The sequence below is a fragment of the Novosphingobium panipatense genome, assembly GCF_900182875.1.
Classification (GTDB): domain Bacteria; phylum Pseudomonadota; class Alphaproteobacteria; order Sphingomonadales; family Sphingomonadaceae; genus Novosphingobium; species Novosphingobium panipatense.
Genome location: NZ_FXUI01000001.1, coordinates 204,477 through 224,768 on the forward strand (window position 1 = coordinate 204,477; position 20,292 = coordinate 224,768).

General features: G+C 65.7%; 19 protein-coding genes. 10 read left to right on the forward strand and 9 right to left on the reverse strand.

Annotation, left to right across the window (positions count from 1 at the left end; genetic code table 11):
* Positions 1-32 precede the first annotated feature (32 nt).
* On the forward strand, positions 33-869 hold the full coding sequence (locus tag QOL62_RS00955; protein WP_283405108.1) for a PhzF family phenazine biosynthesis protein: 837 nt from the start codon (positions 33-35) through the stop codon (positions 867-869).
* Here the strand turns inward: QOL62_RS00955 and QOL62_RS00960 are convergent.
* The 3 genes from QOL62_RS00960 to QOL62_RS00970 form a co-directional block, all read right to left on the reverse strand.
* Positions 866-2,029: an FAS1-like dehydratase domain-containing protein gene (locus QOL62_RS00960; RefSeq protein ID WP_283404848.1), complete on the reverse strand. Its 1,164-nt coding sequence runs from the start codon at positions 2,027-2,029 to the stop codon at positions 866-868. The two genes, QOL62_RS00955 and QOL62_RS00960, sit on opposite strands and share 4 nt — an antisense overlap.
* A 36-nt stretch (positions 2,030-2,065) precedes the next feature.
* Entirely contained in the window at positions 2,066-2,581 is a 516-nt protein-coding gene (locus QOL62_RS00965; RefSeq protein ID WP_103728355.1) for a nitroreductase/quinone reductase family protein, read from the reverse strand.
* A gap of 99 nt (positions 2,582-2,680) precedes the next feature.
* Complete coding sequence (locus QOL62_RS00970) at positions 2,681-3,298, reverse strand: TetR/AcrR family transcriptional regulator (RefSeq protein WP_283404849.1); 618 nt, start codon at positions 3,296-3,298, stop codon at positions 2,681-2,683.
* A 65-nt stretch (positions 3,299-3,363) separates the two neighbouring features.
* Between QOL62_RS00970 and QOL62_RS00975 the strand changes: the two genes are divergently transcribed.
* The 4 genes from QOL62_RS00975 to QOL62_RS00990 all read left to right on the forward strand — a co-directional run bounded on the left by QOL62_RS00975 (position 3,364) and on the right by QOL62_RS00990 (position 8,224).
* On the forward strand, positions 3,364-4,818 hold the full coding sequence (locus tag QOL62_RS00975; RefSeq protein WP_283404850.1) for an efflux transporter outer membrane subunit: 1,455 nt from the start codon (positions 3,364-3,366) through the stop codon (positions 4,816-4,818).
* Complete coding sequence (locus tag QOL62_RS00980) at positions 4,811-5,962, forward strand: HlyD family efflux transporter periplasmic adaptor subunit (protein ID WP_103728358.1); 1,152 nt, start codon at positions 4,811-4,813, stop codon at positions 5,960-5,962. The genes QOL62_RS00975 and QOL62_RS00980 overlap by 8 nt, the downstream gene beginning before the upstream one ends.
* Positions 5,962-7,518, forward strand: a complete 1,557-nt coding sequence (locus QOL62_RS00985) for a DHA2 family efflux MFS transporter permease subunit (protein WP_103728359.1) — start codon at positions 5,962-5,964, stop codon at positions 7,516-7,518. Before QOL62_RS00980 ends, QOL62_RS00985 begins: the two co-directional genes overlap by 1 nt.
* Before the next feature lie 100 nt (positions 7,519-7,618).
* Entirely contained in the window at positions 7,619-8,224 is a 606-nt protein-coding gene (locus QOL62_RS00990) for a DUF938 domain-containing protein (RefSeq protein WP_283404851.1), read from the forward strand.
* On the opposite strand, the gene QOL62_RS00995 is transcribed toward QOL62_RS00990, so the two are convergent.
* Positions 8,211-9,521, reverse strand: a complete 1,311-nt coding sequence (locus QOL62_RS00995; RefSeq protein WP_283404852.1) for an MATE family efflux transporter — start codon at positions 9,519-9,521, stop codon at positions 8,211-8,213. The genes QOL62_RS00990 and QOL62_RS00995 overlap by 14 nt on opposite strands.
* Here QOL62_RS00995 and QOL62_RS01000 point away from each other — a divergent pair.
* Positions 9,514-9,879, forward strand: a complete 366-nt coding sequence (locus tag QOL62_RS01000) for a hypothetical protein (RefSeq protein ID WP_283404853.1) — start codon at positions 9,514-9,516, stop codon at positions 9,877-9,879. The genes QOL62_RS00995 and QOL62_RS01000 overlap by 8 nt on opposite strands.
* A gap of 189 nt (positions 9,880-10,068) precedes the next feature.
* On the opposite strand, the gene QOL62_RS01005 is transcribed toward QOL62_RS01000, so the two are convergent.
* Both QOL62_RS01005 and QOL62_RS01010 read right to left on the reverse strand, forming a co-directional pair.
* Positions 10,069-11,328 (reverse strand): cytochrome P450, encoded by a 1,260-nt coding sequence (locus QOL62_RS01005; protein ID WP_283404854.1) that lies wholly within the window; start codon positions 11,326-11,328, stop codon positions 10,069-10,071.
* Between the two features lie 14 nt (positions 11,329-11,342).
* The gene (locus tag QOL62_RS01010) at positions 11,343-11,669 is read right to left on the reverse strand and encodes a 2Fe-2S iron-sulfur cluster-binding protein (RefSeq protein ID WP_103728362.1); all 327 of its coding nucleotides are present in this window, start codon (positions 11,667-11,669) and stop codon (positions 11,343-11,345) included.
* 145 nt (positions 11,670-11,814) lie between these two features.
* Between QOL62_RS01010 and QOL62_RS01015 the strand changes: the two genes are divergently transcribed.
* Entirely contained in the window at positions 11,815-12,471 is a 657-nt protein-coding gene (locus QOL62_RS01015) for a TetR/AcrR family transcriptional regulator (protein ID WP_283404855.1), read from the forward strand.
* 4 nt (positions 12,472-12,475) lie between these two features.
* Here the strand turns inward: QOL62_RS01015 and QOL62_RS01020 are convergent, their stop codons facing one another.
* From QOL62_RS01020 to QOL62_RS01030, 3 genes are all read right to left on the reverse strand, one after another.
* Positions 12,476-14,584 (reverse strand): putative bifunctional diguanylate cyclase/phosphodiesterase, encoded by a 2,109-nt coding sequence (locus tag QOL62_RS01020; protein WP_283404856.1) that lies wholly within the window; start codon positions 14,582-14,584, stop codon positions 12,476-12,478.
* A gap of 225 nt (positions 14,585-14,809) precedes the next feature.
* Positions 14,810-14,980, reverse strand: a complete 171-nt coding sequence (locus tag QOL62_RS01025) for a hypothetical protein (protein ID WP_199183772.1) — start codon at positions 14,978-14,980, stop codon at positions 14,810-14,812.
* A gap of 78 nt (positions 14,981-15,058) precedes the next feature.
* Complete coding sequence (locus tag QOL62_RS01030) at positions 15,059-16,651, reverse strand: isocitrate lyase (RefSeq protein ID WP_283404857.1); 1,593 nt, start codon at positions 16,649-16,651, stop codon at positions 15,059-15,061.
* 170 nt (positions 16,652-16,821) lie between these two features.
* On the opposite strand from QOL62_RS01030, the gene QOL62_RS01035 reads away from it, so the two are divergent.
* From QOL62_RS01035 to QOL62_RS01045, 3 genes are all read left to right on the forward strand, one after another.
* Positions 16,822-18,219, forward strand: a complete 1,398-nt coding sequence (locus tag QOL62_RS01035; protein WP_283404858.1) for a helix-turn-helix domain-containing protein — start codon at positions 16,822-16,824, stop codon at positions 18,217-18,219.
* Positions 18,220-18,457: 238 nt separating this feature from the next.
* Complete coding sequence (locus QOL62_RS01040) at positions 18,458-19,147, forward strand: TonB family protein (protein ID WP_283404859.1); 690 nt, start codon at positions 18,458-18,460, stop codon at positions 19,145-19,147.
* A gap of 87 nt (positions 19,148-19,234) precedes the next feature.
* Positions 19,235-20,290: a mannose-1-phosphate guanylyltransferase gene (locus tag QOL62_RS01045; protein ID WP_283404860.1), complete on the forward strand. Its 1,056-nt coding sequence runs from the start codon at positions 19,235-19,237 to the stop codon at positions 20,288-20,290.
* The last annotated feature ends 2 nt before the right edge of the window (positions 20,291-20,292 follow it).

Below are 20,292 nucleotides of genomic sequence, written 5' to 3' on the forward strand. Positions count from 1 at the left end.
TGAAAGTACGAAAGGCTCCAGGCAGGAAAATGATGCTTCTCGATCTCGTCGATGTCTTCGGCTCAGGCTCCCTGACCGGTAATCCCCTGGCGGTGGTGCGTGGCGGAGAAGGGTTGAGCGACGCGCAGATGCTGCGGTTGACCCGTTGGCTCGGCTATTCGGAGACGACATTCCTGCTGCCGCCTACGGATCCTGCGGCCGATTACCGGGTCCGAATCTTTTATCCTGCGGGGGAGTTGCCCTTCGCCGGACATCCGACCCTGGGCACGGCGCATGCCTGGCTTGCGGCCGGCGGAGTCCCAAAGTCAGCCGGTCGCGTGGTTCAGGAATGCGGCGTCGGCCTTGTCGACGTGCGGCGGGAAGGAGATGCGCTCGCCTTCCGGGCGCCTCCGCTGATCCGTTCCGGTCCCCTGGATGATGCGGACAGGGCCGACGTTGTCCGGCTCACGGGAGCAAAGGACAGCGAGATCCTTGCGGCTGTTCATGCCGAAAACGGGCCGGGCTGGAAGCTGTTGCATCTGGCTTGCGCAGAGGCTGTTCTTGCTGCGGAACCGGCATCGCGCGCGCCGGTAGGGACGGATGTCGCCCTGCTGGGCGCCTATCCGGCGGGAGGCGACGTGCAGTTCGAAGTTCGGGCGTTCTTCGCCGATGCGGCCGGGAAGATGGTGGAAGATCCGGTGACCGGCAGTCTGAACGCGGCCGTGGCGCAGTATCTGTTCGCAAGCGGATTGGCGCAGGATGCCTATGTCGCGGCGCAGGGGCGCAAGGTCGGGGCCGATGGCCGGGTCTGCTGTTCGCAGGACGACACCGGCGCCGTGTGGGTTGCCGGCCGGGTGGAGACGGTCTCCACCGGCGGCTCGCTTTCCTAGGCAGGCTTCTTTGGAAGGGCGATCTCGGCTGTGCCGGTGCACATGGTCGTTCCCTTCTGATTCTTCATCAGGTGTTTCACATGGACGAGGTGACGGCCTTCCTCGTCCACCGACCTGTCGATTACCTCGGCGGTCTGGATCGTGACGTCGCCTGTGAGGGCGGGGCCACGGTAGTTCGCGACCGAATGCACCACCATGCCGTGCTGGCCGGCCCATCCCGAGAGGAAGTCGGTGACCCACGAGCCCATGGATGCGCCGTAGCCGTATCCGCGCGGCATGCCGATCCTGCGCGCGAACCTTGGGAAGAGGTGGCCGCGCGAAGGGCCATAATATGCGCCGTCCGTAAGGAAGGGGTTGACCTTCATCATGTCCGGATCGTTTTCGTACCCGGCCATCTCGCGGGTGAAGCCCAGCCCTTCGAGATCCTGCTTGCGCAGGTCCAGCGCCCCCCAGGTGTTGACAATGAACGCGCGCCACTCGGTAGCGAAGCTGGCGATCGAATGCGGGCCGAACACGCGCTCCGGAAGCTGGTCCCCGACGGCGATGTCGTCCCACCAGCGTTCCTTGTTGCCGAGATTCGCGAGCATCTTTACCCAGGCGAACCGGCGCTCCTCCATCTCCTCAAGCTGGGCGTCGGTCCATTCCGGCTCTTCGAACTCTTCGGTGTTTACGGTGTTGCCGCCCGCCTCGGCCCGGTAGCGGATGGAGGTGGAGCGCTGGCGGGCGATCTTCTCGCCCTTCTGGTTCGCGTAGTTGTTGTCGCCGCGCTGGAAGCAGGTCGGCCCGAAGCCCGTTTCCTTGACCTTGTAGTCGAAGGGGATGCGGGTGTTGGTGATCACGTCGCCCGGCTCGATCCGGGGGCCGTAGAACCACCATTCGTCACCGCCGAACAGAAGGTGTGAATTCTCGATCCGGCCGACGCAGGCCGGCGCGGCGCCGTGCCCGTCGTCCGTCGCAATCGCGAAGCTCTGCGGCGCGACGTGCCGGCCCCACACGCTGGCCGTGATATGCTCCGGATCGAAATGGGCGAGGTTCGCGTAATGCATGGCATGGACCCAGCGGCGGATGTCGTTGGGGGCGATGGCCTCGCGCAGGGGCGAGAAGTCCATCGTCTTGCCGAGGTGATTGTCAATGTCGGAACAGTCGAAGTCAGTGCTCATCAGGTCTCTCGAAGCTGGCGCGCCGGGGCGGCCGAGTTAGAACTGCCGGGTCCCGGTCGCCTCGTCCGGCGTGAACACGGGGCGCGGTTCGACCGCCTTGAGCATGACCAGCGGGATCAGGCGGTCGGTCGATTTCTGGTAATCGGCGTAGAAGGGATGGCAGGCGACCATGAAGGCCCAGATCCTGTCGCGTTCCTCACCCTCGGGCTCGCGCCAGGTGGCGCGGAAGGCCTGGGTGGCGATCTGAAAGTCGACCGTCTTGGCTTCGCGGATGTTGAGATACCAGGCGGGATGATGGTCCGCGCCGCCCTTCGATGCGCAGATCACCACCTCCCCGCCGATATCAGCGTAGCAAAGCGGCGTGATGAAAACCTTGCCGCTCTTGCGACCGACGTACTTGACCAGGCAGTGCGTGGCGAAGGATCGGCCGCCCACGGCCGTCACGTCCATGATGTGCCCCTCCGCCCCGCCCGAGGAGAGGTACATTTCGCGGTGCTCGACAACCCAGTCCTTGCGCGTGTCGCGGATTTCGGCCGATGTGTCGTCGCTCATGGGCGGTTCCTCTCCTTGCGAACGGGAGGAACGATGGCCGAGGTGGCGCGGGCGCGTCCAACACCGATTGCGCCCGGCGGCCAGTGATCGCGGGGGCGGTTAGCCTGTCTCGCCCTCGTCCGGCCAGACTAGATGGGCGATGAGGTTGTCCACGAAGGCCTCGTGTTCCGGCTGGCCGACGGGCTCTGGCCGCAGCAGGACATCGGTGCGATATCCCGTGACGGCGGCGGCAGTGATCTGAGTCAGGCGGACGGCCTCCTCCCACTCAAAGCGCGTCGCGAAAAAGTCCGTGATCGCGCAGCGCAGGGTGACGGGGCCGCGCGTGTAAAAGGTGTCCTTGATTTCGGGATGCCGGTCCCCCTCGCTGACCACCAGCTTGTAGAGGAGAACGGAGTTTTCGCGCAGCAGGCAGTCGATCAGGCGCAGGCATGCGCGGCGCAGCGCCGGCAGCGAGAAGCTCTGCCCGGTCAGCACTTCCTCCACATCGTGCGCGAAGGTTCCCACGTGCAGGTCGACCACCGCGGCGAAAAGATCCTCCCGCGAGGCGAAGTGGGCCCACAATGTGGCCTTGGATCCACCCAACGCGTCGGCGATGGCGGACATGGTCGTCGCGGCGTAGCCCTGTTTGAGGAACATGCGGGACGCAATCCGCACGATATCGGCGCGCTTCCTTGCCTTGTTGAGCTCGCGCTTGGAGGGACGCGTGGTGTCGATCATGGTGTACTAGGCAGTACGCTTTTCGATTGACAGCCGCAAGGCTTGTAACAATTAAAGCCGTACCGATGAGTACGATTGCTTCTCCCCGAGTCGCAGCCCTTGTGCTGCTGACGCTGACCACTTCGCTTGCCGCATGCGGCGCGCCCGATCTCGGGCCGCGTCCGCAGCTGCGTCCGCCCTCCAGCCTCGAGAGCGCCGGTTCGATCAGCGGCACGTCCGCCGAGTGGCCCCGGCAGCGCTGGTGGACCGCCTACGGCGATCCCCAGCTCGACGCCCTTGTCGATGAGGCCGTTGCCGCGTCGCCTGACCTGGCGACCGCGCTTGCCCGCATCCGGCAGGCGCAGGGCATCCTTGAAAGTTCGCGCTCGTCGCTGCTGCCGCAAGTAGGCGCGCGCGGCAGCGCTTCGGTCGAGAAGCAGAGCTACAACAACGGGTCCCCGCCCCAGGCGCTGCCCCGCGGCTGGAATGACTACGGTCTTCTTGCGCTCTCCGCCGATCTCAACCTCGACATCTGGGGCAAGAATCGCGCCCTGCTGGCAGCGGCCACCTCAGTGACCGAGGCAGCCATCGCCGACGCCCGCCAGACGGAGCTGGCGCTCGCCTCGCAGGTCGTGGCGTCCTACTTCGACCTCGCGCGGCTGATCGAGCGGCAGAAGGTGCTGGAATCCTCGCTCGCCGCGCGCGAAACGTCCGCCGGGCTGGTCGGGCGTCGCGTGGCGCAGGGCATCGAGAACCAGGCTACTGTGCGGCAGTCCAACGCACTTGCCGCGCGAGCCCGCGTCGATGTGGCCGCCAACCGCGAGCAGATCGAACTGCGCCGCCACGCGCTGGCCGCGCTGCTTGGTGCGGGGCCCGACCGTACGCTGACGCTCACGCCGCCGCCCATCGCGGACATAGCGGCCACGCCGGTTCCGGCCGATGCCGCCATATCGCTGGCCGGACGCCGCCCCGATATCGTGATGGCGCGCAGGCTGGTCGAAGCCTCGGACAAGGGCGTCGAGTACGCCCGCAAGTCGTTCCTGCCGGACATTTCCCTTAGCGGCCTGATCGGGCTCAGCTCGCTCGGCATCTCCAACCTGTTCGACGATGGTTCGGATTTCGGCAACGCAGGCGCCGCGATCAGTCTCCCGATCTTCCAGGGCGGCAAGCTGTCCGGTCAGTACCGCTCCGCCCGCGCCGGGTACGACAGCACGGTCGCCAGCTACAACAAGGCGGTCATCGGCGCGCTGCAGGACGTGGCCGACGCCTTGTCCACCCGTGCATCCGCCGCCGAGCAGGAGCGGCACGCCCTTGTGGCGCGGACGGAGGCGAACGCCGCCTACGATCTTGCCGTCCAACGCTACGAAGCCGGCCTGAACACCTACATCGACGCGCTTGACGTCGAGACCACAGCCCTCGACGCGCGGCTTGCCGCCGTCGACGCCCATTTCGCCACGCTCGCCAGCGAAGTCGCGCTCAAGCGCGCCCTGGGCGGCGGTTATGCAGACGAATCCAGCAAGAAAGCCCCGATCGATGAGTGACGACACCACCGCAAGCGCAGACAGCCAGTCCGGCTCGAGCAGCGTGGTCGACAAGAGCAAGCGCAAGAGCCTTCTGCTGGGGCTGGGGGGCGCGGTTCTGGTGATCGGCGGGCTCTGGTTCATTTATGAGGAGTTCATCGCGAGCGGCTCCGTCTCGACGGAGAACGCCTACGTCGCCGGTGAGAACGCGCAGGTCACGCCGCTCACCTCCGGGCGCGTCGTCGAGGTTCTCGTCACGGACACGCAACCGGTCCGCAAGGGCCAGCTGCTGTTCCGTCTGGAAGACGCGGACCAGAAGATCGCGCTGCAGCAGGCCGAAGCGAACCTCGCCCAGGTGCAGCGCCGCTATGGCCAGTCGCTTGCCAGCAACGCGGCTCTGGGGGCGGCGGCAAGCGCCAACGAAGCGCAGATCAACACCGCGCGCGCGGCGCTTGCCTCGGCGCAGGCTTCGCTGACCCGGGCGCAGGAAGACTACCGCCGCCGCGCGGCGCTTTCGGGCAGCGGTGCGGTATCGTCCGAAGAGCTGACCACCGCGCGGCAGGCGCTGGATTCCGCGCGCGCCGCTTACCAGGAAGCGCAGGCCGGCGTCGCGCAGGCTCAGGAAAACGCCCGCAGCGCCCGGCGGCAGGAAGAGGCGGCCGTAGCCCTCACCAAGGGCACGAACGAGCAAACCGCCCCTGAAATCCTCGAGGCGCAGGCGCAGGTGGACAAGGCGCGGCTCGATTTAGAGCGCACCGTGGTGCGCGCGCCGATCAGCGGCGTCATCGCCAAGCGCGCTATCCAGGTGGGACAGCGGATCCAGAGCGGACAGGCCGCCATGACGGTGGTGCCGGTCGACCAGCTCTACGTCGACGCAAACTTCAAGGAAGACCAGCTCGGCAAGGTGCGATCTGGTCAGAAGGCGCGGCTGACCTCCGACTTCTACGGCGGTGACGTGGTGTATCACGGCAAGGTCGTGGGCTTTGCGGGCGGCACGGGCGCGGCGTTCTCGCTGATCCCCGCGCAGAACGCGACCGGTAACTGGATCAAGGTGGTCCAGCGCCTGCCGGTGCGCATCCAGCTCGATCCCAAGGAGCTGAAGGAGCACCCGCTGCGCATCGGCCTGTCCATGGAAGCCGAGATCGACCTGACGGACAACGACTGATGGCGGCTGCAGCAGCCGCCGGGCCCCGTGCCGGGAGCGATGCGCCCGCGCCGCTAACGGGAGCCCGGCTGGTCCTGGCGGGCCTCGTGCTTGCCCTGGCGAACTTCATCGTCGTTCTCGACACGACGATCGCGAACGTGTCCGTGCCGCACATTTCGGGCGGCCTGGCGGTGTCGGTGTCGAGCGGGACCTGGGTCATCACCTCCTACGCGGTGGCCGAGGCCATCTGCGTGCCGCTGACGGGCTGGCTCGCAAACCGCTTCGGCGCGTTGCGCACCTTCATGTTCTCGCTCGTCGGGTTCGGCATCTTCTCGACCCTGTGCGGCCTCTCCGGCACACTATCGGCGCTTATCGTCTTCCGGCTCGGGCAGGGGTTCTGCGGCGGCCCGCTGATGCCGCTGACGCAGACCCTGCTTATGCGCATCTTCCCCAAGGAGATGCAGAACAAGGCCATGGCTATGTGGGCGATGACGGTGGTCACCGCTCCTATCGCCGGGCCGATTCTGGGCGGATACATCTCCGACAACTGGTCGTGGGAATGGATCTTCTTCATCAACGTGCCGATCGTCGCGCTGATCTTCTTCGGCGTCGCGGTGCTGCTGCGCGGGCAGGAGACGCCGCGCCAGAAGCAGCCGATCGACAAGATCGGCCTTCTGCTGCTGGTCGTCTTCGTCGGCGCGTTCCAGATGATGCTTGACCTTGGGCGTGAGGAAGACTGGTTCTCGTCTACCAAGATCGTTGCACTGGCCTGCATCGCCGCCGTCGGCTTCGTCGCCTTTCTCATCTGGGAGCTGACGGAGGAGCACCCGATCGTCAACATCAGCGTGTTCCGGCACAGGGGCTTCGCCGCCTCGACCCTGTCGTTGACGATCGCCTTTGGTACGTACTTCTCGGCCATCGTCATCATCCCACAGTGGCTGCAAACCTCGATGGGTTACACCGCGACGGAGGCGGGCAAGGCGACAGCCTTCAGCGGCGTCCTCGCCGTCGTGTTCTCGCCCTTCGTGCCTTCCTTGATGAAGCGTTTCGATCCGCGACTGCTCGTTTTCATCGGCGTGACCTGGATCGGTATCTGCTCGCTGATGCGCATGACCTGGTCTACGGACATCACGTTCTGGACCATCGCCGTCCCGCAGCTTCTGCAGGGCGCAGGAGTGGCGCTGATGATCGTGCCGCTGACGACCATCGGCCTCAGCTCGGTCCTGCCGCAGGAGACCGCCTCGGCCGCAGGCATCGCCAATTTCGGGCGCACGCTGGCGGGTGCCGTCGCGACGGCGATTATGACGACCGTGTGGAGCGACATGTCGCGGGCGCGCAGCGACGAGCTGTCCGGCACGCTGAATGGGTCGCAGGCCACGTCCGAGATGCTGCAGCAGCAAGGTTTCACTGTCGAACAGGCGCGGGTGGCGATTGCGCAGATGGTGGAGAGCCAGGGGACGGCGGTCGCCACCGGTGAACTGTTCGTGGTCAGCGCGATCGCTCTTTTCCTGGCGGCGACGACGATCTGGCTTGCTCCGAGGCCGCCCAAGAACGTGAAGCCTGCCGACGGCCATTGACCCTGTGGCCCGGACGGCGGCCCAACGCGAAAGTGCCCGACGCACCGTGCGCGATGTGTGAGCCCTTGCACGGTGCGTCCGTCCCGGTCATGGCGGGGGCATGACCATCGATGCCCGTCGCCAGGCCCCGGCCACAGCGCGCAATCGCGACGCGATCCTCGCAGTCCTTCGCGAGGCGCTGCCGGCGTCCGGCCGAGTCCTTGAAATCGCGAGCGGGACGGGGGAGCACGCCATCCACTTCGCCGCCGCCCTGCCGCAACTGACATGGCAATCGAGCGATCCGGATGCGGAGGCGCGGGCATCCATTGCCGCCTGGCGTGAGCAGGCGGCCCTGCCCAACCTGCTCGCGCCTATTGCCCTGGACGCATCCGCCTCGGCCTGGCCCGTCGAGGAGGCGCAGGCGATCGTGTGCATCAACATGGTCCACATCAGCCCATGGGCAGCTACCGAGGGCTTGATGGCGGGAGCGGGGCGGCTCCTGCGCAGCGGCAGCCCGCTTGTCCTATACGGGGCCTACCGGCGGGAAGGTCGTGCGCTGGAGCCGAGCAATCAGGCCTTCTACGACGAGCTGCGGCGGCGCAATCCAGCCTGGGGACTGCGCACGGTCGAGGCGGTCAGCCACTGGGCGCAGGAGCAGAGGCTCGATTTGGACCGATGCGTCGAGATGCCGGCTAACAACCTGATGCTGGTGTTCAGGAAGCGCTGAAGCTGCGGCGGACCAGGCCGGGCAGGACAGCCGCCTGCGCGAGCGCGCGACCGGCGAAAAGCACGGCAAAGGCAGCCCAGAGCCCGTGGTTGCCCAAAGGCCGCAGCGCTGCGAGGGCCACGAGGTAAGCGGCAATGGCTACGGCCATCGTCCCCAGCATCGCTCGCGTCCATCCCGCCCCTACGAAAGCCCCGTCGAACACGAACGAACAGACGCCGAGGAGGGGCAGAAGCGCGATCCAGGGAGCGTAACGCGCGGTCGCCGCGATTACCTGCGGGTCGGTGCTGAACGCTCCGGCCAGCGCCGGGCCCGCCAGCGCATAAACGATCGCCACCACCAGCCCCATCGCGCCGCCCGAGACTAGGGCAGCTTTCAAGGCATCGGTGAAGCGCCGCCGTGAGCCCGCGCCGCTCGCTTCCCCGCACAGGACTTGCGCACCGCTCTCGAAGCCGTCCAGCAGCAGGGTGGAAAGCATGAACAGCTGGAACAGCACGCCGTTGGCCGCCAATGTCACGGGACCGCCCTCGGCACCGGTCCGTGCGAACAGGAGGATCGAGCCGGTGAGCAGCAGCGTGCGCACGAACAGGTCGCGGTTGAGGGCGAACAGGGGCGCCAGCTCCTGCCGCGCCCAGGTGCTCCTGCGCCGGATGGCTGCGGCGCACGCAGGCACTGCCCCCTCGCGCGTCATCAGGACGGCCAGCAGCGCAAACTTGAGGAGTTCCGAGGCCAGCGTCGCGACCGCCACGCCGGTGACGCCCCACCCGGCAACAAGGACGAGGAGGACGTCCAGCGCGATGTGAACGACGTTAGCGATGATCTCGACGGCGAGGACCTGGCGGACCTTGCGCCGCCCGATCATCCAGCCCACGAGGACGCAGTTCAGCAGCCACACCGGCCCGGCCCAGTATCGCACCTCTATGTAGCGGCTTGCCGCTGTGCGGACCGCGCCTTCCGCTCCCAGCAGGTCGAGGCCCAGGGGGATGGTCAGGGGCATCGCGACCAGCAGGACCAGCCCGATCGCCAGCGAGACACCGGCCGCGCGGACAAGCGTTGCGCCTGCCTGCGTATCGCCGCGGCCGCTTCCCTGCGCGGTGAGCGCCACGGTGCTGGTGCGCAGGAAGTTGAACACGTTGAGCAGGCCGAGCATGAACTTGGCCCCCAGCTCGACCGCGCCCTGAGCCGGAGCATCGCCAAGCCGGCCGATCGCCCACATGTCCGCCAGCCCGAAGAGAGCCGTCGCCACGTTCGTCAACATTGCGGGCAGGGCGAGAGACCAGAGCTGGCGGGACATGTTCATGGAAGAAGGGCTCAATCAGCGCCGCCGGTGGGGCGAAGGATACGCCGGGAAAGGACAGGGCGATCCCGGCGGCATAACGGCGACCGGCTCTATCCAGGGCAAGGACAGCACGCAAGGTGCCGCGGCGGCTCGCCCGTGTTCAGTTCTGACCGATTCGAATCGCTTCCTGCTCTCAGGCGGGCTGCCGTTTGCTGCCGCGTTGATGGTGCAGCGCGAAAAGCGAAGCGGGCCCAAGCGGATGAACGGCGGAAAAGAACGCTTGCATCAGTCCCGAAACGTGCGACTATTCAGGGCGAGGACGCGGATTTTAGATGATGCTGCAGTTGCGAGAAGAAATCGGCGCGCCGGAGTGAACTAGTCATCCCCGGCGCGCTCTCTCCCAACACCGGTAAGGTCCGAAGAACCTTTCCCGGCCACCTTGCACAAGAATGAGTGTTTGGGAAAGCGGAATTGTGCCGCTTGCTATCACTTCTGCCGAAAACCTGTTCTGTTCAGGCTCGCGCAGCAACTTCCCGCCGGTACTGCCCGGCGGGAGATCAACACAGCGTTACCAGACGAGCGGCAGGTGCTCCGGCCCGATCACGCCGCCAGGCCGGTATTCGATCTGCGTGCCGGGCTTGACTGAGAAGCTTGGAATGCGCTTCAGCCATTCCTGAAGCGCGATCTTCACTTCGAGACGGGCGAGATGCGCGCCCATGCAGCTGTGCACGCCGACCGTGAAAGCCAGGATCGTCTTGCGCGGCCGGTCAAAGTCAACCTCCTTCGGATCGGGGAAGACCTCCGGATCGAAGTTGCAGGCCGGCAGGACGAAGGTGACGCGATCCCCCTTCTTCATCTGGATGCCACGCATTTCGAAGTCCTTGTCGAGGACGCGGCCTGAGAAGGTCACCGACCAGCGGCGCAGCAGTTCCTCGACGATCTTGTCGATATCCTGCGGGCGTGCATGTATTTCGGCCAGCTTGTCCGGGTTCTGCGCAAGATAGAGCCAGATGTTGTTCAGCGTCGCGAAGACGGTGTCCAGCCCGCCGATGAACAGGAAGCAGACGAAGCCGAAGATCTCCTTGTCGGAAAGCGGCTGCCCGTCCGGAGTGGCATGGGCGATGCGGCTGACGACGCCGTCGTCCGGGTTTGCCTTCTTCTCCTCGATTGCCTGCTTGAGATACGCGGTGATCTTCTGCATCGAGTCCGCCATAATGGCGCGATCGTTGGAGTGCAGGAGCTTGACCGCCCAGTCCACGAACTCGTCGCGCATGTTCTGCGGAAGGCCCATGATGTCGAGGAAGACGGAGACCGGAAGAGGGCGGCCGTAGTCCTCCGTGAACTCGCAGGTGCCGCCGGCTGCGACCTTCGCCTCAATCGCGTCGATCAGGTCGTTCGCGCGTTGGCGGATCTGCCCTTCCAGCTTGAGTACGCCCTGCGGCGAGAACACCGGATCGACGATGTTGCGGTACTTGCGGTGGTGCGGAGGGTCGATCTCGATCGGAATGAAATAGAAGTAGTCGTTCGGATCCCGCGGAAACGGAGTGGCGCCTTCGTTGGAGAAGATCTCCGGATGGCGCAGGCCGAACAGCGCATCCTCATGCTTGATGAGGTGCCACATGTTCCCCATCGGGCTGACGTCGTAATAGATCGGCGGCTGCTTTTCGTGGAGCGCGGCCATGAAGTCGTGCGGATTGGCGAGGAAGTCCGGGCCCACGGTGAGACCGGACTGGCGGATCAGTTCCGGTGGGACATGGTCGGGCACCTGATCCATGCCGACATGGCGGGGGAAGCTGGGCGGAACCGGATTTGCGGCATCGATCGGCATCGGCTCGGCCTTTCTCAGAACTGCGTTTCGGGGAGATGGACCACGAGCCCGTCGAGAGCCGGCGTGATCTCCACCTGACAGGAGAGGCGGCTGGTCGGGCGGATTTCTCCGGACGCGGATTCCAGAAGTTCGGCTTCGGCCTCGGACGAGGGGCCGCCCACCGTGTCGGTCCAGTCCTCGTCGATGTAGCAGTGGCAGGTGGCGCAGGAGAGACCACCGCCACATTCGCCGACGATCCCCTCGATCCCGTTGTAGAGCGCCCCGCGCATGACGTTTTCGCCAACAGGTATGTCGACGCGTGTTTCGTGACCGTCGTGATCGACGTAAGTGACCTGCGGCATGATCCCTCTCTTATCGTTTTTCGCGAGAACGCTGTTCTCGGCTTTTAGCCTTTCACAGTGGGGCAAGTCAATCGCCCGGCCGATGCTCTTCGGCCCGGTCGGGGGACTGGACCGGCGCCGCTACGACGCGTAGCGGACAAAGGCGATGCCATATGCCGCTCCTCCTCTTCTGCTGCCGGCGTCGGGATACCCCGACGGTGACTGCGAACGCACGAACGCGCTCATCCGCGCTGCTTATGACCTGCTTGACGAAGGCGGGCTGGAGGGGCTGACGATCCGCGCGGTTCTGGCGAGGGCGGGTCTCGCGCGCCGCGCCTTTTACGAACGCTTCCAGGGCAAGGACGATCTGGTGCTTGCCGTCTTCGACAATTCGCTGCGCGCGGCGGCGTTGTACTTTCGCACGGTCACTGCGCAGATACCGGAACCGGTGGAAGCACTTCGGGCCATCGTGACCGGCATCGTCATGGGCCAGCTGGGCCGGGGACAGGCCGGAGCGAACCGGCGCGGGGCGGCGCTCAGCCGCGAGCACCTTCGGCTGGCACAGACACGCCCGGCCGAACTGAACTCCGCGCTGGAACCCTTGCTCGACGTCATGGCCGGGCACGTCAGCCGGGGCATGGCGGAGGGCGTGTTTCGCAAGGCCGATGCGCAGCTTCAGGCGCGGCTGATCTACAACCTGATCTCCACAACCATCCACACCGTCCTCCTGGCCGAGGAGCAAGGCACGGTTGCCGATCGCAGCGAGCGCGAGGGACTGGCCGGCGAGCTCTGGGAGTTCTGCCGCCGCGCGATCGTGGCCTGAGGGTTCAGGCCGCCGACCGGGACGCCATCGAGGACGAGACCGGGGGCGGGGCGGCCTTGCCGAACAGGTAGCCTTGCCCCTGCGTGCAGCCTTCTTCGCGCAGGTAGTCCCGCTCGATCTCGCGCTCGATCCCCTCGGCCGTGACGGTCAGGCCAAGGCTGCGGCCGAGCCCGATGACCGCGCGGATGACCGCGCGCGAGCTCGCTTCGTGATTGAGGTTGAGGATGAAGGACTTGTCGATCTTGATCTTGGTGAAGGGGTAGTTGAGCAGATAGCTCAACGACGAATAGCCGGTGCCGAAGTCGTCCAGCGAAATGCCGATGCCGAATGCGCGCAGGTTCCGGATTATCGCGGCCGGGCGCGGCCCTTTCTCCATGAGCACGGCCTCGGTGATCTCCAGTTCGAGCCGCTCGGCGGCCAGTCCGGTCGTAGACAGGGCGCTGATGACGGTGCTCAGAAGGTTGCCGTTGCGGAACTGGAGCGGGGAGACGTTGACGGAAACCTTGATGTGCGAGGGCCAGGCCATCGCCGCGCTGCAGGCGCTGGTCAGTACGAAGCGGCCGATCTGGTCGATGAGGCCGATCTCCTCGGCCAGGGGAACGAAGATGTCCGGCGCCACCGCACCGCGTTCCGGATGGTGCCAGCGCAGCAGGGCTTCGTAGCATTCGACGGCGCCGCTCTCGAGATCGACGATCGGCTGATAATGCACCTCGAGCAGGTTCTCGCTAACGGCCCTCCGCAGGTCCTTCTCAAGCCGGTTCTTCTCCTGCGCGGCGGCATCCATGGCCGCCTCGAAGCTGCGGCAGGTTCCGCGCCGCTCACCCTTTGCGGCGTAGAGCGCGAGATCGGCGTAGCGAAGCAGCGTCTCGGTGTCGCGGCTGTCCTGCGGGGCGGCCGCGAAACCGATCGTTGCACCGATGTGGATGATGTGGCCCTGAACGAAGAAGGGCTCGGACAAGGTGGTCACGATGGACTTGGCCACGAGTTCCGCCTGAGTCTGGCTGCAGCGATGGAAGATCACCGCGAACTCGTCTCCGCCGATGCGGCACAGAAGCGAGCCGGGCGGGATCAGGTCGCCCATGCGCCGGGCCGCCTCGGTGAGGAGAATGTCACCGAAGTGGTGCCCGTAGGTGTCGTTCACGGGTTTGAAGTGGTCGAGATCCACGAACGCCACCGTGACCCGTTCCATCGGCCCGGCGTTCTCCAGCAGCTCGCTCAGATACTGACGGCAGTAGGAGCGATTGGCGAGTCCCGTGAGCTCGTCATGGCGAGCCATGTGCGCCATGCGCTGCTCGATCCGGCGGCGCTCCGTCGCATCGAAGATCGAGACGATCGTGCCGGAGAAATCCGGCTGATCGGAAGTCCGGGTCGAGATGACCGCGTCGATGGAACTGCCATCCCGACGCAGCATGCTCCAGCAGTCGGCCGTATCGCTGCGGTCCGAAGAAAGCAGGTCGTCCGCCGCGTGCCACAGGTCCTCGGGGAAGAGCCTCTGCGCAGGCAGGCCGGTCATTTCCGTGCTGTCATATCCGAATAGGGTGCAGGCCGAATCGTTCGCAGAGCGGATGCATCCCGTTTCGTGGTCGTAGACGAACATCGCGAGGGGATTGCGCTCGAACAGCAGGCGAAAGGCCGCTTCCTTCTGCTTGAGGTCGGTGATGTCCACCCGCACGCCAATGGTCCCGCCGCTCGCCAGCCGGCGCTCCTCGATCATGATGCAGCGTCCGCTCGACAGCCACTGCTCATGCCGTCGGCCGGGATCGCGCAGGCGGGCGATGCGGTCTTCCAGCCACTCTTCTTCACGGCCGATCGCTTCCGGGTAGTCGCCCCGGGCGATGCCGATCCGCAGCGTGTCGCTCAGCTTGGCGCCGCGCTGAAGCAGGTCGGCCGACCGCTCGTAGATCTGCGCGTACTTTTCGTTCCAGAGAATGTAGCGATCATGTTCGTCGAGGAAGACAATGCCCTGCGGTATCGCCTCGATGGCCTCGCGCAAGCGGGTTTCAGCGAGCGATGCCGCTTCCAGGGCGGTATCCAGCGCCAGTAGTCCGTCGCCATGCGCGGGTCCGTCCGGGTGTTGATTGCCCGCTGTCTCGTCAGATAGCCCCAAGTACACGCAGATCCCCATATGTTTGAAGCAGGCTAGAAGCGAAAAGGTTAATTTTTGCTCTATCAAGTCCTGCTGGAGGAGAAGGTGCCCGGCCTTTTCCAATATCTTAGCCGATTAAAGTTTGTTCATCGCACAACCCTCGTCGAACGAGGGTCCGCGCATGCAAATGGCCCGCCGCACACAGGTGCGACGGGCCAAGCTTTCCTCCCCAGGAAAACTTCAAGAACGGTCTCAGCGGCGGCCGGCGCTGCCGAGGCGATGGTAGAGATTGGAGTACTTGGACGAAATCGGGTCGTCCTCATGCGCCTTGAGGTAGAACAGGACGGCTTCCTGAAGAAGCTTGAAGTCCTCGTTCGAGAGCACCGCGCGCGCGCGGCTCGGTTCGGCGGTCATGGTCGTCATGCTGTATCCTTTCCTTGCTGTGCGGGTTGCTTCCCCTGACCGGGGGGTGGCCCCCGGCTTCCTCCGGATCGGTGCGCCTCAGGCGGCGAACTGATTCATCGTGTTGTGTGCGCCGCCTGCCTTGAGGGCGGCTTCACCGGCAAAGTACTCCTTGTGGTCGTCCCCGATGTCGGAGCCGGCCATGTTCTGGTGCTTCACGCAGGCAATACCCTGGCGGATTTCCTGGCGCTGCACGCCCTTGACGTAGCCGAGCATGCCTGCCTCGCCGAAGTATTCCTTCGCCAGGTTATCGGTCGACAGCGCGGCGGTGTGGTACGTCGGCAGGGTGATAAGGTGATGGAAGATGCCCGCCTCGCGCGCCGAGTCCTTCTGGAAGGTGCGGATGCGCTCGTCGGCTTCGTCCGCCAACGCCGTACCGTCGTAGTCCACGCTCATCAGCTTCGTGCGATCGTAGGACGACACGTCCTTTCCGGCCGCTTCCCAGGCGTCGAACACCTGCTGGCGGAAGTTCAGCGTCCAGTTGAAGCTGGGCGAATTGTTGTAGACCAGCTTGGCGTTGGGGATCACCTCGCGGATGCGGCTGACCATGCCGCCGATCTGGCCGATGTGCGGCTTCTCGGTTTCGATCCAGAGCAGGTCCGCCCCGTTCTGCAGCGACTGGATGCAGTCGAGTACGCAGCGGTCCTCGCCGGTTCCCGGGCGGAACTGGTAGAGGTTGCTCGGCAGGCGCTTCGGCTTCATCAGCTTGCCGTCGCGGCTGATGAGGACAGCGCCGTGGCCGACGCCCGAGGGATCGACCTCTTCGCAGTCGAGGAAGCTGTTATACCGGTCGCCGATGTCGCCCGCCTCCCGGGTGAAAGCGATCTGCTTGGTCAGGCCCGCGCCCAGAGAATCGGTGCGCGCCACGATCACCCCCTCGTCGACGCCCAGTTCCATGAAGGCGTAGCGGACCGCGCGGATCTTCGCGATGAAGTCCTCGTGCGGGACCGTGACTTTGCCATCCTGGTGGCCGCACTGCTTCTCGTCGGAGACCTGGTTCTCGATCTGGATGCAGCAGGCACCGGCTTCGATGAACTTCTTGGCGAGGAGGTAGGTCGCCTCGGCGTTGCCGAAACCCGCGTCGATGTCGGCTATGATCGGCACGACGTGCGTTTCGTAGCCGTCGATGGCATGTTCGATGCGCTTGGCCTCGATCTCGTCTCCGGCGTCGCGGGCCTTGTCGAGGTCGCGGAACATCATGCCCAGTTCGCGGGCGTCGGCTTGGCGCAGGAAAGTGTAGAGTTCCTCGATCAGCGCCGGAACGCTCGTCTTCTCGTGCATGGACTGGTCGGGCAGCGGGCCGAATTCGCTACGCAGCGCGGCGACCATCCAGCCGGACAGATAGAGGTAGCGACCCTTGGTCGTGCCGAAGTGCTTCTTGATGGAGATCATCTTCTGCTGGCCGATGAAACCGTGCCAGCAGCCCAGCGACTGCGTGTAGCTGGCCGGATCGCGATCGTAAGCGGCCATGTCCTCGCGCATGATGCGAGCCGTGTAGCGGGCGATGTCGAGGCCGGTCCGGAAGCGGTTCTGCAGGCGCATGCGCGCCACCGACTCCGCCTCGATCCCGTTCCAGGTCGGCTCTGTGCCGATCGTGGCGTCGGCCTCGATGATCTTGCTCTGGTAAGTCACGATTCGGTTCCCTTTGCGGAAGGCGGTTGCATCTGATGCCCTCGAGTTAGGCGCCGCAACGCAGCGAAGGAACCGCTGCCAAGGTGCTGTTGTCAAACTTTACAGATGTTCCTTGTAAAGTTGTGTGGTAGTGACAAGGCCCTGTATAGACGACGGGAAAGCTCAGGACTTTGGCAGACAATCGCCCGCTTTATCTCGGCCCCAGACTGCGGCGCCTGCGGCGGGAACTGGGCCTGACCCAGCAGGCCATGGCGGACGATCTGCAGATATCCCCCAGCTACGTCGCCCTGCTGGAGCGTAATCAAAGGCCGGTAACGGCGGACATGCTGGTGCGGCTGGCGCGGACCTATCGGCTCGACATGGCCGACATAGCCGGCGACGGCGGCGAGGATTACGCCCGTCGACTGACGGACGTGCTGCGCGATCCGCTGTTCGCCGACATAGACCTGCCCCGGCTCGAAGTGGCCGATCTTGCGATGAGCTTCCCGGGCGTTTCGGAAGCGCTGCTTCGGCTGCATCAGGCGTACACGCGCGAGGCGCAGGCGCTTGCCGAACAGAGGGCTGCAGGTCCACTGGCGGACGAGAACGAACCGGTTCGCGAGGCGCAGCGCTTCCTGGCCGCCAACCGCAACTACGTCCATGATCTCGACACCCGTGCCGAGGAACTGGCGTCCGAAATCGAAAAGGCCGGCGGGGCCATTGAATGGCTCGCGGGCAAGGCCGTGCGGGTGCGCTTCCTGCCGCCCGAGGTGCTGGTCGATTCGCTCCGGCGCTTCGACCGCCACAACCAGCAATTGCTGATTGCTGACACGCTGGATGCCGCCAGCCGGTCTTTTCAGATCGCAACGCACATCGCGCACACCGCGCTGCGTTCCGAGATCAAGCAGACGATCCGGGGGGACAGCTTTTCCAGCCGTACGACGGCTACGCTGCTGCTGCGCGCCCTGGCGGGCTACGCGGCGGCCGCCATCGTGATGCCCTATGGCCGCTTCGCCCGCGCCGTCGAACAGCGGCGCTACGACATCGACGCTCTCTCAGCACTTTTCGGGGCCAGCTTCGAGCAGGTGGCGCATCGCCTCACGACGCTGCAGCGCCCGGGTGATGAGCGGGTGGGCTTCTTCTTCATCCGTGTGGACGAGGCGGGAAACGTGTCCAAACGGCTTGACGGGGCCGGCTTCCCGTTCGCAGCGCACGGCGGCGGGTGCCCCTTGTGGAGCGTCCATCAGGTGTTCCGCCGGCCGGGCGAAATCGTTCCCCAGTGGCTCGAGCTCCCGGGAGGCGAGCGGTTCTTCTCGATCGCGCGGACCGTGACAGGCGGCGCTGCCGCCTACGGCGGTACACGCGTCATGCGGGCCGTCGCGCTGGCCTGCGCGGCGGAAGAGGCGGGCAGGCTCGTCTATGCGCAGGCCACAGGGCAAGCCACGGTGCCCGGCACGCCGATAGGCGTGACGTGCCGGCTGTGCCAACGCGCCGAATGCACCGCACGCTCCGTTCCGCCCATCGGTCGCGATGTGCTGGCGGATGACTATCGCCGCGCGGCGCAGCCTTACACGTTCGCCGAAAGCTGATCGAAGTGTGGCCAGAGCGCAGGCGTTTCGCCGGGAACATTCGGCTGGTCAGCGCCGTTCCGTTCTCTTCGTGGAGGTCAGCGCCCGTGCCATTCACTCGAAAGGACGCGTGCAGGGGACAAGGCGGGCACATGTCGTGGCCGATCCGTGCCGACCGGTGCCTCAGACCTGCGTTTCACCGCGGGTGATGCGTGACCGCCCTCGAGCGGGAAGGCCAAAGGCTCGGCCGCGGTGGGGCGTGGCGGCTGTCGTTCTGCTCATGCACATCCTTGTCGTTGCGGGACTGGTACGCGCTTTCACGCCAGATTTCGTGGCACGGGTCAGCCGATCCGTAACGCAGGCTTTCACGATCGACGCTCCGCTTCCTCCATCACCCACGCCTGCGCCTTCAACGCAGTCCCCCAGCAGCGCTGCGCCACGGGACGAAGGAGTCGCCGCTGCTGCCGGTCGCAGGGCCGACCCCCGCGAGGCTGCTGTTCCCCCAGCGAAAGTGATCGTCCGTCCGACGCAGGCGCCGCCGGTAGCAGGGCAGGGGCGTGAGAACGCCGCCGGTGCGGCTGCGCAGGGCGAGGGCACGGGCGCTTCCGGAAGCGGCTTGGGTACGGGGGCCGGGCGTCGCGGTGCGGGACAAGGCGGTGGCGGCCGTTCCAGCCCGACCGTCAAGATCGCGGGCGACATAAACTCGGCAAGGGACTACCCGCGAGCTGGTCGTGACCGGCGTATCGGTTCGTCGGTCATCATCGACATCTCGGTCGGAAAGGATGGGCGGGTTTCTGAGTGCCGGGTTGTCCAGCCCAGTGGCGATCCGGAGGCGGATCGCATAACCTGCGCCCTTGCCACCCAGCGGTTCCGCTTCCGGCCCGCGCTAGACAATGAGGGCAACCCCGTAGAAGCTGTCTTTCGATGGCGTCAGCGATGGTTTTACTGAAACCTTGAACAAGCTGTAACGTTGCATCCGGTCGACCTGCGACTATTAAGCACAACCCTGAAACGTCATCAGACGAGCACCTCCTTCATGCCCATGATCGTACCGGTAATTCTCTGTGGTGGCAGCGGCACGCGTCTTTGGCCGCGTAGCCGCGCCGCGATGCCCAAACCATTCCTGCCGCTGGTCGGGGACAAGACCCTGTTCGAAGCGGCACTGGCGCGCTGCCCCGCGTCCGGCGGGTTCGCGCCTCCGGTGGTGGTGACCGGGCACAAGCACCTGGCTCATGTGGAAGCGCAGCTTGGGGACGTGGAAGGCGCGCAGGTCATCGTCGAGCCTTCGGCACGCAACACGGCCGCGGCGATCGCCCTTGCCGCATGCCGCCTGCCGGAGGATGCGGTAATGCTGGTCTGCCCGAGCGACCATCATATCGGCAATGCCGACGCCTTCACCGCAGCCGCCTGCTCGGCCGCTGAACTTGCGGCGGACGGCTGGCTCGTGTCCTTCGGGATCGAGGCGACGGCTCCCGAAACCGGCTTCGGCTACCTCAAGCGCGGCGAGTCCATCGCGGTCGGCAGCGGTGCAGGCGGCTTTCGCACGGCGCAGTTCGTGGAGAAACCGGACCTCGACCGGGCGAAAGCCTTCCTGGCTGAAGGGATCTATGCGTGGAACGGGGGCATCTTTGCCTTCCGCGTCAAAGACTTCCTTGAGGAGCTGGGTGCGCACCGGCCGGAGGTCGCGGCCGGGGTGGCGGAGGCGGTCGCGCGTGGTCAGGAAGACGGCCGGCGCTTCCATCCCGATGCAGAGGTCTTCGGCAGGGTGCCCAGCGTCTCTGTCGATTACGCCGTCATGGAGAACACGGATCGCGCCGCGATGGTGCCGGCCGATATGGAGTGGTCCGACATCGGCAACTGGCAGGCGCTCCACGATGCGCTGGAGCGCGACGGGAACGGCAACTCCGTTCGGGGCGCGGGTGAGGTGGAGATGGTGGACTGCCGCAACGTGCTGGTCGACAGCGACGGGCCACGCGTCTCGCTCATCGGCCTTGAGGATGTGATTGTCGTTGTCGACGGGAACGACATCATGATCACCACGGTTGCAGGCGTACAGAAAGTCGGAAACCTATTCGGCGCCAAGAATCAGTGAGT